Origin of the sequence: Actibacterium sp. EMB200-NS6, assembly GCF_001305615.1 — a bacterium.
In the GTDB taxonomy this organism is placed as follows: domain Bacteria; phylum Pseudomonadota; class Alphaproteobacteria; order Rhodobacterales; family Rhodobacteraceae; genus Actibacterium_A; species Actibacterium_A naphthalenivorans.
Genome location: NZ_CP010869.1, coordinates 2,284,299 through 2,298,880 on the forward strand (window position 1 = coordinate 2,284,299; position 14,582 = coordinate 2,298,880).

General features: G+C 69.1%; 13 protein-coding genes and 1 riboswitch. Of the genes, 6 read left to right on the forward strand and 7 right to left on the reverse strand.

The window, feature by feature from the left end; all coding sequences use genetic code 11:
* Positions 1-53: 53 nt before the first annotated feature.
* From TQ29_RS11075 to TQ29_RS11100, 6 genes are all read left to right on the forward strand, one after another.
* Positions 54-944: a LysR family transcriptional regulator gene (locus TQ29_RS11075; protein WP_054539201.1), complete on the forward strand. Its 891-nt coding sequence runs from the start codon at positions 54-56 to the stop codon at positions 942-944.
* 89 nt (positions 945-1,033) lie between these two features.
* On the forward strand, positions 1,034-1,510 hold the full coding sequence (locus tag TQ29_RS11080) for a formate dehydrogenase subunit gamma (RefSeq protein ID WP_054539202.1): 477 nt from the start codon (positions 1,034-1,036) through the stop codon (positions 1,508-1,510).
* 2 nt (positions 1,511-1,512) lie between these two features.
* On the forward strand, positions 1,513-3,045 hold the full coding sequence (locus TQ29_RS11085) for an NADH-quinone oxidoreductase subunit NuoF (protein WP_054540410.1): 1,533 nt from the start codon (positions 1,513-1,515) through the stop codon (positions 3,043-3,045).
* A 106-nt stretch (positions 3,046-3,151) separates the two neighbouring features.
* Positions 3,152-6,025, forward strand: a complete 2,874-nt coding sequence (fdhF, locus tag TQ29_RS11090; RefSeq protein WP_054539203.1) for a formate dehydrogenase subunit alpha — start codon at positions 3,152-3,154, stop codon at positions 6,023-6,025.
* A complete protein-coding gene (gene fdhD / locus TQ29_RS11095) occupies positions 6,022-6,846 on the forward strand; it encodes a formate dehydrogenase accessory sulfurtransferase FdhD (protein ID WP_054539204.1) in 825 nt (274 codons plus the stop codon). The genes fdhF and fdhD overlap by 4 nt, the downstream gene beginning before the upstream one ends.
* The gene (locus tag TQ29_RS11100; RefSeq protein ID WP_054539205.1) at positions 6,836-7,057 is read left to right on the forward strand and encodes a formate dehydrogenase subunit delta; all 222 of its coding nucleotides are present in this window, start codon (positions 6,836-6,838) and stop codon (positions 7,055-7,057) included. The genes fdhD and TQ29_RS11100 overlap by 11 nt, the downstream gene beginning before the upstream one ends.
* Here the strand turns inward: TQ29_RS11100 and TQ29_RS11105 are convergent.
* From TQ29_RS11105 to TQ29_RS11135, 7 genes are all read right to left on the reverse strand, one after another.
* On the reverse strand, positions 7,054-7,842 hold the full coding sequence (locus tag TQ29_RS11105; protein WP_054539206.1) for an energy transducer TonB: 789 nt from the start codon (positions 7,840-7,842) through the stop codon (positions 7,054-7,056). The two genes, TQ29_RS11100 and TQ29_RS11105, sit on opposite strands and share 4 nt — an antisense overlap.
* Positions 7,843-7,909: 67 nt before the next feature.
* On the reverse strand, positions 7,910-8,527 hold the full coding sequence (locus TQ29_RS11110; RefSeq protein ID WP_054539207.1) for a MotA/TolQ/ExbB proton channel family protein: 618 nt from the start codon (positions 8,525-8,527) through the stop codon (positions 7,910-7,912).
* Positions 8,524-9,282 carry an ABC transporter ATP-binding protein gene (locus TQ29_RS11115; RefSeq protein ID WP_054539208.1) on the reverse strand — a complete coding sequence of 253 codons (759 nt, stop codon included), beginning with the start codon at positions 9,280-9,282 and terminating at the stop codon, positions 8,524-8,526. The genes TQ29_RS11110 and TQ29_RS11115 overlap by 4 nt, the downstream gene beginning before the upstream one ends.
* Positions 9,279-10,268 (reverse strand): iron ABC transporter permease, encoded by a 990-nt coding sequence (locus TQ29_RS11120; protein WP_037210690.1) that lies wholly within the window; start codon positions 10,266-10,268, stop codon positions 9,279-9,281. The genes TQ29_RS11115 and TQ29_RS11120 overlap by 4 nt, the downstream gene beginning before the upstream one ends.
* Positions 10,265-11,101, reverse strand: a complete 837-nt coding sequence (locus tag TQ29_RS11125) for an ABC transporter substrate-binding protein (protein WP_054539209.1) — start codon at positions 11,099-11,101, stop codon at positions 10,265-10,267. The genes TQ29_RS11120 and TQ29_RS11125 overlap by 4 nt, the downstream gene beginning before the upstream one ends.
* A 20-nt stretch (positions 11,102-11,121) precedes the next feature.
* On the reverse strand, positions 11,122-13,014 hold the full coding sequence (locus tag TQ29_RS11130) for a TonB-dependent siderophore receptor (protein WP_054539210.1): 1,893 nt from the start codon (positions 13,012-13,014) through the stop codon (positions 11,122-11,124).
* A gap of 139 nt (positions 13,015-13,153) precedes the next feature.
* A riboswitch (cobalamin riboswitch) is annotated at positions 13,154-13,354 on the reverse strand.
* Positions 13,355-13,420: 66 nt separating this feature from the next.
* Positions 13,421-14,575, reverse strand: coding sequence for an alpha-D-ribose 1-methylphosphonate 5-triphosphate diphosphatase (locus tag TQ29_RS11135; protein WP_054539211.1), 1,155 nt, complete (start codon positions 14,573-14,575; stop codon positions 13,421-13,423).
* Positions 14,576-14,582 lie beyond the last annotated feature (7 nt).

Sequence of the window (14,582 nt, forward strand, 5' to 3'; positions counted from 1 at the left end):
GCACGGTTTTACCCTAAAGCTGGATCAGCACGGCCAAGGCGGACAGCCCCCCAATGATCGACAAGCTGGAAATGTTCATCGCGCTCGCCCGAAACCGGCATTTCGGCCGCGCCGCAGAAGAATGCGGCGTCACGCAGCCCACGCTCTCCGCCGCGATCAAGCAACTGGAAGAGCAGCTGGGCGTGATGCTGGTCTGGCGCGGTTCGCGCTATCGCGGGCTGACGCCCGAAGGCGCGCGGGTGCTGGAATGGGCGCGGCAGATCGTGGGCGACGCGCGCACCATGCGCGAAGAGATGCGCGCGGTGAAACAGGGCCTGTCGGGCAAGCTGCGGCTGGCGGTGATCCCCACCGCGCTGGCGATGATGTCGAGCCTGACCACGCCGCTGTCGGCGCGTCACCCGAACCTGAAATTCACCGTCCTGTCACGCACATCGGCCGAGATCCTGCAGCTTCTGGAAAACCTCGAGATCGACGCGGGCATCACCTATCTCGACAACGAGCCGCTGGGCCGGGTCACCACCGTGCCGCTGTTCGCAGAGCACTATAATCTGGTCACCCGCGCCGACACGCCGCTGAGCGACCGGCAGTCGGTGACCTGGGCCGAGGTGGCCGCCCTGCCCCTGTGCCTGCTGACGCCCGACATGCAGAACCGGCGGATCATCAACCGGCACATGGCGCAGGCCGGGGCGCAGGTGGCGCCCCGGCTGGAATCGAACTCCGTCATCACGCTGACGTCGCATGTGCTGACGGGCGACTGGGCCACGATCCTGCCGCTGCAGACGGCAGAGTTCTTTCTGGCCTCCGGCGCGCTGTCGGCGGTGCCGATCGTGGCGCCCGAGGCCGCGCATCTTGTCGGGCTCGTCGCCCCGCACCGAGAGCCGCACACGCCGGTGCTGGACGCCTTGCTGACAGCCGCGCGCAGGCTGGGCAGCCCGAGCGATTGATAGAAAACCCCTATCAGCCAACGGGTATGTTGCATTGATTTGGCCTTTCATCCGCCGCAGAATTCCGAAAAACGGGCCGGGAGGATGGCATGGCAGAGCCAGACGCAACCGAAATCGAGGCGCGCGTGCGCGCGATCGCCGCAGAGCTTGCGCCGCTCGAAGGGCCGCTGCTGCCGATCCTGCACGCGGTTCAGGCCGCGTGCGGGCATGTGCCCGCCGCCGCCCTGCCCGTGATCGCCGATGTGCTGAACCTGTCGCGCGCCGAGGTGTACGGCGTGATGTCCTTCTACCATGATTTCCGCGCCGAACCCGCCGGGCGCAAGGTGCTGAAGATCTGCCGCGCCGAGGCCTGTCAGGCGATGGGCGCCGATGCGGTGGCCGCCCGCGCCCTTGCCGCTCTGGGCGTCGACTGGCACGGCACCACCGCCGATGGCGCCGTGACGCTGGAGCCCGTCTACTGCCTGGGCCTGTGCGCCTGCGCGCCCGCCGCCATGATCGACGGCAGGGTTGTGGGCCGGGTCGATGACGCGCGGCTGGACGCCCTGATCGACGAGGTCTTGGCATGACCCTGCGCATCTATGTTCCCGGCGATGCAGCCGCCCGCGCCCTCGGGGCCGACGAGGTGGCGCAAGCCGTGCGGGCCGAGGCGGCCCGGCGCGGCGTCACGGTCACGCTGATCCGCAACGGCACGCGCGGGATGGTCTGGCTGGAACCGCTGGTCGAGGTCGAAACCGCCGCCGGCCGCACCGCCTTCGGCCCGGTGCGCGCGGCCGACGTGCCCGCGCTCTTCGATGCCGGCTTCGGCGATCATGCGCTTGCGCTCGGCCCGGTCGAGGATATCCCGTTCTTCGCCCGGCAGACCCGCCTGACCTTCGCCCGCTGCGGCCTGACCGACCCTCTGTCGCTTGAGGACTACCGGGCGCATGGGGGGCTGGACGGGTTGCGGGCCGCCCTGCCCATGGCCCCCGGCGAGATTGTCCAGACGGTCACCGAAAGCGGGCTGCGCGGACGCGGCGGCGCGGGCTTTCCCACCGGGCTCAAGTGGAAAACGGTGTCGGAGGCCGAAGGGCCGCGGAAATACATCATCTGCAACGCCGATGAGGGTGACAGCGGCACATTCGCCGACCGGATGCTGATGGAGGGCGACCCCTTCGCCCTGATCGAAGGCATGGTGATCGCCGGCCTGGCGGTCGGCGCCACCCGCGGCTACGTCTATCTGCGCTCGGAATATCCCGATGCGATCCGGGTGATGCATGCCGCCGTCGATATCGCGCGCCGTGCCGGGATACTGGGCGCGCATGTGCTGGGCACCGGCCCCGCGTTCGACATGGAAATCCGCGTGGGCGCCGGCGCCTATGTCTGCGGCGAGGAAACCAGCCTTTTGAACTCGCTCGAAGGCAAGCGCGGCGTGGTGCGGGCCAAGCCGCCCCTGCCCGCGCACCAGGGGTTTCTGGGCCGCCCCACCGTGGTGAACAACGTGATCAGCCTGGCCTCTGTTCCCGTGATCCTGGCCAGGGGGGCGCAGCACTATGCCGGCTTCGGGCTGGGCCGGTCGCGCGGCACGATCCCGGTGCAGATCGCGGGAAATGTGAAACATGGCGGGCTGTTCGAGGCAGGCTTTGGCATGACACTGGGCGCGTTGGTCGATGACATCGCGGGCGGCACCGCCACCGGGCGGCCGGTGAAGGCGGTGCAGGTGGGCGGCCCGCTGGGCGCCTATTTCCCGCGCGAGAAATTCGATACGCCCTTCGGTTACGAAGAATTCGATGGGGCCGGCGGGCTGATCGGCCATGCCGGTATCGTGGTGTTCGATGATCAGGCCGACATGCTGAAGCAGGCGCGCTTCGCCATGGAGTTCTGCGCCATTGAATCCTGCGGCAAGTGCACCCCCTGCCGGATCGGCGCGGTGCGCGGTGTGGAAACCGTGGACAGGATCGCCGCCGGCGATACCGCCGCCATCGGCCTGCTGACAGAGCTGTGCGACACGATGCGCGATGGATCGCTCTGCGCTCTGGGTGGTTTCACCCCCTATCCGGTGATGAGCGCGCTGACCCATTTCCCCGAGGATTTCACCGCGCCCCGCAAGGAGGCGGCGGAATGAGGGTTGCACGAACACAGGGCGGTGCCCGGCCGAGGGCACCCCGGGCGGAATGGGTTGTCGAACGCGCCGCCAAACTCGGAAAAACCGCCGGAAGGAAGGCCCCCAGATGAAAGACTTCATCCTCCCCGATGCCGATTTCGGCACCCCGGCGTCAAAATCGAAAACCATGGTGACGCTGGTGGTCGACGGCACCCCCGTCACCGTGCCCGAGGGCACCAGCGTCATGCGCGCCAGCGCCGAGGCGGGCATCAAGGTACCCAGACTTTGCGCCACCGACAGCATCGAAGCGTTCGGCTCGTGCCGCCTGTGCCTTGTCGAGATCGAGGGCCGGCGCGGCACCCCCGCCTCCTGCACCACGCCGGTGACCGAGGGGATGGTGGTGCATACCCAGACCGACAAGCTGGCCGGGCTGCGGCGCGGGGTGATGGAGCTTTACATCTCCGACCACCCGCTCGACTGCCTGACCTGCGCGGCCAATGGCGATTGCGAGCTGCAGGACATGGCCGGTGCCGTAGGCCTGCGCGAGGTGCGGTATCGGCCGGGTGAAAACCACTTCGCAACCCGTTGCAACGGTGAAGAAAACCCGCGTTACATCCCGAAAGACACCTCCAACCCCTATTTCACCTATGACCCGGCCAAATGCATCGTCTGCTCACGCTGCGTGCGCGCCTGCGAAGAGGTGCAGGGCACCTTCGCCCTGACGATCGAAGGGCGCGGATTCGACAGCCGCGTGGCCAGCGGCGCGGGGCAGGATTTCCTGTCGTCCGACTGCGTGTCCTGCGGCGCCTGCGTGCAGGCCTGCCCGACCGCCACGCTTCAGGAAAACGCGATCATCGACATGGGTCAGCCCGATCACTCGGTGGTGACGACCTGCGCCTATTGCGGTGTCGGCTGCAGCTTCCGGGCCGAGATGAAGGGCGATACGCTGGTCCGCATGGTGCCCTGGAAACAGGGCAAGGCGAACCGGGGGCACAGCTGCGTCAAGGGCCGCTTCGCCTATGGCTATGCCAGCCATGCCGACCGTATCCTGAACCCGATGATCCGAGAGCGCATCGAAGACCCCTGGCGCGAAGTAAGCTGGGACGAGGCGATGACCTTCACCGCCACCCGCCTGCGCCGCATCCAGGATCAGCACGGGCCAGGCGCGATCGGCGGCATCACCTCGTCGCGCTGCACCAATGAGGAAACCTATCTGGTGCAGAAACTGATCCGCCAGGTCTTTGGCAACAACAACGTCGATACCTGCGCCCGCGTTTGCCATTCGCCCACCGGATACGGGCTGAAAACCACCTTCGGCACCTCGGCCGGCACCCAGGATTTCGACAGTGTCGCGCAAACCGACGTGGTGATCGTGATCGGCGCCAACCCCACCGACGGCCACCCCGTCTTTGCCTCGCGGCTGAAGAAGCGGCTGCGGGCGGGGGCAAGGCTGATCGTCATCGACCCGCGCCGGATCGATCTGGTGCGCAGCCCGCATGTGCAGGCCGCGCATCACCTGGCGCTGACGCCGGGCACCAATGTCGCGGTCCTGACGGCGCTGGCCCATGTGATCGTCACCGAAGGGCTGGCCGACGAGGGTTTCATCCGCAGCCGCTGCGATTGGGACGGGTTTCAGGATTGGGCCGCCTTCGTGGCCGATGACCGCCACAGCCCCGAGGCCACCGCCCTGCTGACCGGTGTGCCGGCCGCCGAACTGCGCGCCGCCGCGCGCCTCTTCGCCACCGGCGGCAACGGCGCGATCTACTACGGGCTGGGCGTGACCGAGCATTCGCAAGGCTCCACCACTGTCATGGCGATCGCCAACCTGGCCATGGTCACCGGCAATATCGGGCGCCCCGGCGTCGGCGTGAACCCGCTGCGCGGCCAGAACAACGTGCAGGGCGCCTGCGACATGGGCAGCTTCCCGCATGAGCTGCCCGGTTACCGCCATGTGCAGGACGATGCCACCCGCGCGATTTTCGAAAACCTGTGGGGGGTTACGCTTAGCAACGAACCCGGTTTGCGAATCCCCAACATGCTGGATGCGGCGGTCGAGGGCACGTTCCGGGGCCTCTATGTTCAGGGCGAGGATATCCTGCAATCGGACCCGAACACCAAACATGTGGCCGCCGGGCTGGCGGCGATGGATTGCGTGATCGTGCACGATCTTTTCCTAAATGAAACAGCCAATTACGCGCATGTCTTCCTGCCCGGATCGAGCTTTCTGGAGAAAGACGGCACCTTTACCAATGCCGAACGCCGTATCAACCGGGTGCGGCGGGTGATGGCGCCGAAGAACGGCTATGCCGATTGGGAAGTCACCCAGATGCTGGCGCGGGCGATGGGCGCCGGCTGGCACTATACCCACCCCTCTCAGGTGATGGATGAAATATCGGCCACAACTCCCTCATTTTCAAATGTAAGTTATGAATTGCTCGAGCGTGAGGGATCGGTTCAGTGGCCCTGCAACGATGCCGCGCCCGCAGGCACGCCCGTGATGCATGTCGATGGCTTCGTGCGTGGCAAGGGCAATTTCGTGGTCACCGAATATGTGCCCACCGACGAACGCACCGGCCCGCGCTTTCCGCTGCTGCTGACGACGGGCCGCATCCTCAGCCAGTATAACGTCGGCGCCCAGACCCGGCGCACCGAAAACGTGGTCTGGCATGACGAGGACGTGCTGGAGATCCACCCGCATGACGCCGAACAGCGCGGCATCCGCGATGGCGGATGGGTGCGTCTCGCCTCGCGCTCGGGAGAGACGACGCTGCGCGCGAAGATCACCGAACGGGTGGCGCCGGGCGTGGTCTATACCACGTTCCACCACCCCGACACGCAGGCCAATGTCATCACCACCGACTATTCCGACTGGGCCACCAACTGCCCCGAATACAAGGTGACGGCGGTGCAGATCAGCCCTTCGAACGGACCATCGGACTGGCAGAAGGATTATGCCGAACAGGCCGCCCGCGCCCGGCGTATCCTTCCGGCGGCCGAATGAAGGCCCGCGCCCATATCTCGGCCCCGTCACTGGCGGTGGCGCGCGGGGTAGCGCGCCCCGGCACCCGCGCCGTGGCAGAGGAAGTGCCGGTGGCGCTGTCCTACAACGGCACCACCCAGGCGGTGATGATGGCCAGCCCCGCCGATCTGGAGGATTTCGCGGCGGGCTTCACGCTGAGCGAAGAGATCGTCAAGGATCTGTCCGAGATCGAACGCCTGACGATAGAGGCGCACCCGAACGGCATCGAGGTGCAGATGTGGCTGGCGCCGGGCGCCGAGGCCCGCCTTGCCCGCCGCCGTCGGCACATGGCCGGGCCGGTGGGCTGCGGGCTGTGCGGCATCGACAGTCTGGACCAGGCGATCCGCCCGCTGCCCACCCTGCCCGATACCCCGCTGTCACTGACGCCGGCGCAGATCAGCGCCGGCGCCGAGGCGCTGCGCGGCGCGCAGGCGCTGCATGACATCACGCGCGCGGTTCACGCCGCCGGGTTCTTTACCCCCGATGCCGGGCTGGTGGCGGCGCGCGAGGATGTGGGCCGCCACAACGCGCTGGACAAGCTGGTGGGCGCCCTGGCCCGCACCGGGCACGAGGCGCACGCGGGCGCGCTGATCCTGACCAGCCGGGTGTCGGTCGAGATGGTGCAGAAGGCGGTGCTGGCCGGTGCGCCGGTGCTGGTGGCCGTCTCCGCCCCCACCGCCCATGCCATCCGCCTGGCCGAAACCGCAGGGCTGACGCTGGCGGCGCTCGCGCGCGGCGAGATGTTCGAGATCTTCACCCATCCGCACCGGATTGCCACTGCAAGGGCCAGCGATGTCGCCTGAGAAACTGATCTACATGGCCAACCAGATCGCCACCGCCTTCGCCAACCTGCCGGAGGCCGAAGCGGCGGGGAACGTCGCCAGCCATATCAACGATTTCTGGGCGCCGGCCATGCGCGCGCGGCTGCTCGGGATCATCGCATCCGGCGGCGCGGGCCTGTCGCCCGTGGTGATGCGGGCCGGCGCGCAGATCCGCAGGGCCGCGCCCGCCTAACCCCGCTCGAAGGCAAGCGGCACGTCGAAGCTCATTGCCGGGCGGGTCAGGCCCTCGGGCGCGGGCGGGAAGCGCCCGGCACGGCGCACCGACTGCAGCGCCGCCTGATCCAGCACGGCGATCCCGGCGCTTTTCACCACCCGCGCCGATTGCAGCTGCCCGTCACGCGCGACGGTGATGCGCACCGTGACATCGCCATAAAGCCCCAGGCGGAGCGCGGCCGCAGGCATCCGATGCACCCGCGCGACCCGAGCCTGAATCTGCCCCGCCCAGGACGACGCCAGCGCCCGCTGCTGGCCCGGGTTGGCCGAGGCGCCCGCCTCCCCGGCCTGCGCGCCGCCACCCGTGCCCGCCGCCCGCTTTGCCGGCGCCTCGGGTGGCGGCGCGGGCTTCTTCGGCGCCTCGGGGCGCGGCTGCGGCGCGGCTTCCTCCGTGCGGATATCGGGCTCCGGGTCGGGCGTCGGACGGCTGGGTCTTGCGGCAACGCCGGCGCGATCCGGCGGGTCAGAGGCGGGCGCGGGCAGCACGCGGGGCAGTGCGGCGGTGGCGGCCGGTGGCGGCTGAACCGCCGCTGGCGCGGCCGAAACCTCTGGCGGGCTGTCCCATACCGCCACCAGCGCCGAGATCTGCGGCGGCGCGGCGGCAAGCGTCAGCAGGTTTTCACCGCCCGCCCCCTGAGCGCCCGCCTCACTGCCCGTCCGCGCGCCACCGGCCAGCCCGAAGCCCGCCAGATGCAGCGCCACCGCCACCGGCAGGAACAGCCCTATCTCGGCGATCCGCCTCATTGCCGCGCCACCACCAGCACCGCCCCCGGCAGCGTTGCATCGGCGCGCAGGATCAACGGCGCGTCCATCAGCCCGCCTCCGCCACGAACAGCCTTGTGGCCAAGTCTTCTATGTCATGCCGGGCGGCATCCACCACGCTTTCGAACCAGCTCAGCGCCATTGATGCCGGAATGGCCACCGCCATGCCCGCCGCCGTGGTCAGCAGCGCCTCCCATATGCCGCCGGCCAGCGTGGCAGGATCGGCCTGGCTGCCAGCGGATTCCAGCGTCTGGAACGCCTCGATCATGCCCAGCACCGTGCCCAGAAGGCCCAGAAGGGGCGCGATGACCGAGATCAGCTCCAGCGCGCGCAGCCCGCTGCGCGCCTCGGCCAGCAGCGCCCGTGCCACGCGGGTGGTTTCCTCGCGCGCGGCGGCCTGCCCCATGCCGCCCGAAAGCGCGGCCATCGCCGCGCGCACCAGCCGGGCGCGCAGCCCGGCCCGGCCCGCGACCGCCGCGCGCGCCGCGTCACGCTCGCCCGCCTGCCACAGCGCCACCGCCTTTTCGGCCCGCGCGCCCGCCCAGGCGCCCGCCGCCACCAGCCGCCAGAGCTTCCACAGGATCAGCGTCAGCGTCACCACCGACAGCGCCGTGATCGCCCAGATCGCCGGGCCGCCCTTTTGCAGGAATGCAAGCATCTCACTCATTTCACCACCTCCAGTGGCTGAAATACCGGGCCATCAGGCGTTTGCGCGTAATAGGCGCGCACGCCGAACACCTGCGCCAGGTTTTCCGGTGTCAGCACATCGGCGGGCGCGCCATCGGCCACCAGCCGCCCGGCCCCCATCAGCACCAGCCGCGTGCAATGCCGCGCCGCGAGCCCCAGATCGTGAAGCGAGGCGATCACCGCCCGCCCTTCTGCCGCCAGCGCGGCGAAAACCGTCATCGTCATGATCTGATGCGCCGGGTCGAGGCCGGCAATCGGCTCGTCGGCCAGCAACAGCGGCGCGTCCTGCGCCAATGCCCGTGCGATCAGAACCCGCGCCTGTTCGCCCCCCGAAAGCTGCGTGGCGATGCGGCTGCGGAACGCCGCCAGATCCAGCCGCGCCAGCGCCGCGTCAACCGCCGCGCGATCGGCCTCGCGCAGCCGGCCGCCGGGTGCCAGATGCGGCGTGCGGCCGAGCGCGACGAGGGTTTCGACGCTGACGGGCCAAGCGATATCGCGCATTTGCGGCAACCAGGCCGCCTGCCGGGCCCGCGCGGCAGCCGGCAGCGCGGCGACAGAGCTTGTTCCGGTCGCGGGTAACAGGCCAAGGGCGGCGCGCATCAGTGTTGTCTTGCCCGCGCCATTGGGGCCGATCAGGCCGACGCATTCGCCCGCGCCCACGCGCAGCGACACGTCCCGCACCACGGCGCGGTCGCCGCGATGCACGGTCAGGTGATCGAGCGTCAGCAGGCTCACAGCCCCTCCCTCCGGGTCTTGTAGATCAGGTGCAGGAACAGCGGCGCGCCCACCAGCGCGGTCAGCACCCCCAGTTTCAGGTCGCGTCCCGGCGCGATCACCCGCACCGCGATATCGGCGGCCAGCAGCATCGCCGCCCCGCCCAGCGCCGAGGCGGGCAGCAGGCGGCCGGGCCGCGCGCCGACAAGCGGGCGCAACAGATGCGGCACCACCAGCCCGACAAACCCCACCGCCCCGGCCACGGCGACGCCCGCGCCCACGCAGGCGGCCACGCCCAGGATCAGCACCAGCCGCAGACGCGCCAGCCGGATGCCAAGCGCCGCCGCCGCATCCTCGCCCAGGGTCAGCGCGTCCAGCCCCCGGCCCAGCGTGGCCAGCAGCACCCAGCCCAGCGCCATGAAGGGCAGCGCCAGCCAGACATGGGTGAACGACCGGTCGCCGAGCGAGCCCAGCATCCAGAAGATGATCTCCGCCGCCGCATAGGGGTTGGGCGACAGGTTCAGCACCAGCGAGGTCAGCGCCCCGGCAAAGGCCGAAAGCGCGATCCCCGCCAGGATCAGCGTCAGCGACGAGCCGCGCGGCCCCGCCAGCAGCAACAGCAACAGCACCGAAAGCACCGCGCCGGCCAGCGCCATCAGCGGCAGCGCCAGCGCGAAGCTGGCGGCCAGCCCGGTCTGCAGCGCCAGCACCGCCCCCAGCGCGGCCGAGGAGGACACGCCGATCAGCCCCGGCTCGGCCAGCGGGTTGCGCAGATAGCCCTGCATCGCCGCCCCCGACAGGCCCAGCGATGCGCCCAGCATGACCCCCAGCAGCGCGCGCGGCAGCCGGATTTCGCGCATCACCAGAACGGCGGCCTCGCCCCGCCCGGCGAACAGCGCGCCCAGGCTATCGCCCAGCCCCAGCGCGGCGGGGCCGATCAGCAGCGAGGCGGCGAAAAGCACCAGCACGAGCGCGCCCAGCCCGGCGATCAGCGTGCCGTACCTCATCGCCCGTCCTCCAGCGCCTTGCGGGCCGCCACCAGACCTTCGATGGCGCGCAGCACATAGGGCGTACCGCAGACCCAATCGGCATTGGTGGCGGGCGCGTCGGGCACTGCCGCCAGAAGCGGGGCCAGCGCCGGGTGATCCAGCAGCGCCTCGGACCGTGACGCGCCAGGATAACGCGCGCCGGTGATCACCAGATCGGGCCGCAGCATCACCAGCACCTCCAGCGGCAGGGCGCCGCCTGCGGGCACACCCGCCTCGGCGGCGATATTGTCGAAGCCTGCGGCGGCCAGGATTTCGCCCGAAAGCGTGTTGCCGCCGGTGGTATAGCCGTTGGCCGAATACAGCGCCGCGCGCGGCCGGTGGGCCGGATCCGCGCGCAGGGCGGCCAGCCGCGTGTCATAGTCGGCGATCATCGCTTCGGCCCTTGCCTGCTGCCCCAGCACCTGCCCCATCAGGCGCAGATGCCGGCGCACATCGTCAAGCGATCGTTCGGGCGGAAACTCCACCACCTCGATCCCCAGCCGCCGCAGCATCGACACCGCCGCGCGTGAGGTATAGGTGCCCGCCAGCACCAGATCGGGCTTCATCAGGAACACCTCTTCGGCCTGGCCACGGTTGGCGGGAAAGGCCCGCGCCGCGTCGGCCATGGCGGAATTCATCGGATCCTGCGCGAGGAACGAAACCGAGACAAGCTGGCCGGGCGCGGCCAGCAGCATGGCAAGCTGATCGGTGCACAGGTTGAGCGAGACCACCCGCTCCGGCGCCGCGCCCGCAGCCGTGACCGTGGCCGCGCCGAGCACCGCGCAAAACACCGCGCGCAGGACAGCCCGCACGCGGCGAAAAGGCGATTGGCCTACCACCTGGCCCTCAGGCCCAGATAGGCGCTGCGCCCGGCCGCCTCATAACCCCAGACCTCGGAATAATCCTCGTCGGTCAGGTTCTCGATCCGGGCCACCAGCTCGGCCCGGTCGCTAAGCGCATAATGCCCCGAGAGGGTGGCGACGGTGTAGTCGGGCAGCTCCTCGGTGGCATAGGCGCCCCAGTCCTGGGTGTCGAAATTGCCCGCCACATGGCGTAACCCGAGGCTGACGCTGCCGCGCCCGTCGAGCACGGCGAGCGTGGCTTCCAGCCCGACCTGATGCTCGGGGCGGCGCACCTCGACGGTGCCTGTCGCGGTTTCGGCATCGGTGTAGGTATAGCTCAGCGCCATATCCAGCACCGGCGTCACCTCATAGCTGGCCGCCAGTTCCACCCCCCGGCGTTTGGAGGTGCCGTCCAGATTGTCGGCCGAGGTGAAGCTGGGGGTGTAGACGATCTCGTCTTCCAGATCCTCGTGGAAATAGGTCACATCGACCAGACCGCGCCCGCCGGCGAAGGGCAGTTCGATCCCGATGTCGAAGCCGACCGATTCCTCGGGGTTCAGATCGGGGTTGCCGGTGTAGAAACCCGGCGAATAGCCGTAAAGCTCATACATCGAAGGGTTGACCACGGCCTTGCCCGCCGATGTGTGCAGCCGCGCGCCGCTGGCGAAAGCGTAGGAGGCGGCGATGTTCCAGCTTGTCGCATCCTCGAAATCCGAGTTGAAATCGCGCCGCACGCCCGCCTGCACGTTCAGCGCGTCGGTCACCTCGCCCTGATATTCGAGCGCGACCGAATTCATCCGCCGGTCATATTCCGTGCCCCCCGAGGCGCGGCGGAAGGTCAGGTATTCATGCTCGGCCACCGCATTCAGGATATGGCGCGCCTGCCCCAGCGCCGGCGCGTCGAGCGCATAGCTCAGCCTGGCCTGCGCCGCGCGGCGGCTGCTGTCGGATTGCGAGGTCAGAACATCGGCCGGATCGTAGGTCTTCGTGTCGATGTCATTGCCCGAGAAGGTCAGCCGGTTGCGCATCCGCCCGCCCATCGCCTCGGCCTCGGCCCAGACAGAGGCGAAGAGCTCATCCCGGTCGCCGGTATTGTCGGTGTCGACAATATAGCTGTCGGCGTCGGTGGCCGCGTAATTGGTGTCGTCGAAATCGTAGTCCTGGGTGGTGGCGCGCAGGGTGAACCCGGCCTCGATCCCCGAGGCGAAGGCGGTGCGCCCGGTCAGGTTGATCGTGCTGCGGGTGCTGCTGTCATCGTCGCCGCCGTCGTCGCCCGAAACGTCATAGCCGCCGTCATGGCGCGACTGGACGGAAAAGTTCAGCTCCCCTGCCGCGCCGCGCGTGCGCAGGGCGAAATCGGCGCCATAGGTACCATCCGTGCCCGCGACCGTGCCGGCCTCATAGCTGGTGCCCGGCTGCGCGGCGCGTTTGGTGATGATCGAGATCACCCCGGTCATCGCATTGGCGCCGTAAAGCACCGATTGCGGGCCGCGCAGCAGTTCGATCCGTTCGATATCGGCAGTCTGGAGCCCCGAGAAGTAATATTCGCCATTGTCGCCCGCCGTGGCCGCGACCCCGTCGATCAGCACCAGCACATGGTTGCCCTCGCCGCCGCGAATGCGGACCTGGGTGTTATAGGGGTCGGTCTGGCTGACGGCGACGCCCGGCAGGGTGCGGATCGCCTCTTGCACGGTGCGCAGGCCCTTTTGCTCCATCTCTTCGCCGGTCAGGATGGAGTAGGAGCGGCCATAGGTCTGCGCCTCGATCGGGGTGAAGCCGCCCGAGGCCACGATCCTGTCCAGCACGATCACGTCCTGCGCGGCGGCGGCCGCCGGAATGGTGGCGGCCAGAACGGCCCCGGCGGTGATGAGTTTATGCGTCATTGTCTTGCCCTCGTCCAACGCGCGGGTCTTTGCCCGGCGCCTGCAGTCATGGTGTCCTTGGAAAGGGCGTGACCCCGCCGCAGACGGTGAAAACGTCACCTCTGCGGACAGACCGCTTCCGACACGCGCCCCGCGCCCCGGAAAGGGTGATCACCTCGGCAGGTCTCCTGGCTCGCGGGTCTGGGCTCGGCTGGCCTTCCCGGGGGCATCGGCCCCAGTGGCATTGTCAGCCTCGCTCTCCGCCTACAGTTGCGGGGGCAGCCGCGGATTGGCCCGAAGGCATCACCGCGTTCCCTTTTCATCCGCCCCGAAGGGCAGAACCGAAGTGGCCCCGTGATTAGCGCAATGAAAGGAAGAGTCAAACGCCAAATCCCCGACCGGCGCGAAAAGCGGCGCCGGGGGCGGGCTACAGAACCCGCTGGCCGCCCCGCCAGACCGCAGCGATATGGTTGCGCCCGTCGCGGCGGTGGATACGCAGCAGATCGGCCCGCTGACCGGGTGCGATCTCGCCCCGGTCGGTCAGCCCGGCCAGGCGCGCCGGCGCGCGGCTGACCATCGCGATCATCTGCGGCAGATCCTGCGGCAGCGCCGGGTCCTCGGCGATGGCGAAGGCCGCGTCGATCGGGCTGCGCGGCACGTAGTCGGAAGCCAGAACATCGACCAGCCCGGCGGCCATCAGCTCCGCCACCGCCACATTGCCCGATTGCGAGCCGCCGCGCAGATAGTTCGGCGCGCCGGCCACGATGATCTGCCCAAGGGCGCGGGCGCGTTCGGCGGCCTCGACCGTGCAGGGAAACTCCGACACCGCAATGCCCTCGGCATGGGATTGCTCCACATGCGCCAGCGTCCGGTCGTCATGGGTCATCAGCGGCAGGCGTCGCGCGGCGGCGGCGGCCACCACATGGGCGCGCACCTGTGCCCCCACGCGGGCCGAGCGGGCGAAAAGCTCTTCGCGCCGTTCCGCCATCTCTTCGGTGCCGAGCTTCATCTCGCGCGCCATGCGTTCTGTCCAGTGATCGACATCCAGGCTCTGACGGTCGCCCGGCGTGTGATCCATGACCGAGGCCAGCCGCGTGATCGGCCGGCCGATATTGGCATCGACCAGCGCCATCGTGTCGGGGTCGCTGATCTCGCAGCGCATGTGCAGGAAATGTTCGGCCCGGAACAGCCCGCGCGCCACGCCCTGCTCCAGCGCCTCGACCAGCGGGCCCAGAATTTCGCGCCGCTCGGGGCGTTTCATCGAGGCGCCGACCGACAGGCTGTCGAATACGGTCGTGGTGCCGGCGCCGATCACCACCATGTCATGGGCCATCAGCGCATTCAGAAAGTCCCACATCACCGACGCGCGGGGAAAGACATGGGTTTCCACGTGATCGGTGTGGATGTCGACCACGCCGGGGGTGAGATAGGCCCCGCCGCAATCAATGCCGTCGGCCGGACCTTCGCGCAACTCGGCGATCAGCCCCTGCTCGACCGAGACGGAGCCTTGCAGCACCCGGTCGCCGGTCACGATACGGGCGTTGGTCAGGCGGAAGCTGGCGGGGGAAATGTGATCGAACATCGAAACT

Excerpts from the sequence above, each read along its gene's own strand:
- TQ29_RS11075 (WP_054539201.1), top strand. The coding sequence starts at position 54 with ATGATCGACAAGCTGGAAATGTTCATCGCGCTCGCCCGAAACCGGCAT.
- TQ29_RS11080 (WP_054539202.1), top strand. The coding sequence starts at position 1,034 with ATGGCAGAGCCAGACGCAACCGAAATCGAGGCGCGCGTGCGCGCGATC.
- fdhF (WP_054539203.1), top strand. The coding sequence starts at position 3,152 with ATGAAAGACTTCATCCTCCCCGATGCCGATTTCGGCACCCCGGCGTCA.
- fdhD (WP_054539204.1), top strand. The coding sequence starts at position 6,022 with ATGAAGGCCCGCGCCCATATCTCGGCCCCGTCACTGGCGGTGGCGCGC.
- TQ29_RS11100 (WP_054539205.1), top strand. The coding sequence starts at position 6,836 with ATGTCGCCTGAGAAACTGATCTACATGGCCAACCAGATCGCCACCGCC.
- TQ29_RS11105 (WP_054539206.1), bottom strand. The coding sequence starts at position 7,842 with ATGAGGCGGATCGCCGAGATAGGGCTGTTCCTGCCGGTGGCGGTGGCG.
- TQ29_RS11110 (WP_054539207.1), bottom strand. The coding sequence starts at position 8,527 with ATGAGTGAGATGCTTGCATTCCTGCAAAAGGGCGGCCCGGCGATCTGG.
- TQ29_RS11120 (WP_037210690.1), bottom strand. The coding sequence starts at position 10,268 with ATGAGGTACGGCACGCTGATCGCCGGGCTGGGCGCGCTCGTGCTGGTG.
- TQ29_RS11130 (WP_054539210.1), bottom strand. The coding sequence starts at position 13,014 with ATGACGCATAAACTCATCACCGCCGGGGCCGTTCTGGCCGCCACCATT.
- TQ29_RS11135 (WP_054539211.1), bottom strand. The coding sequence starts at position 14,575 with ATGTTCGATCACATTTCCCCCGCCAGCTTCCGCCTGACCAACGCCCGT.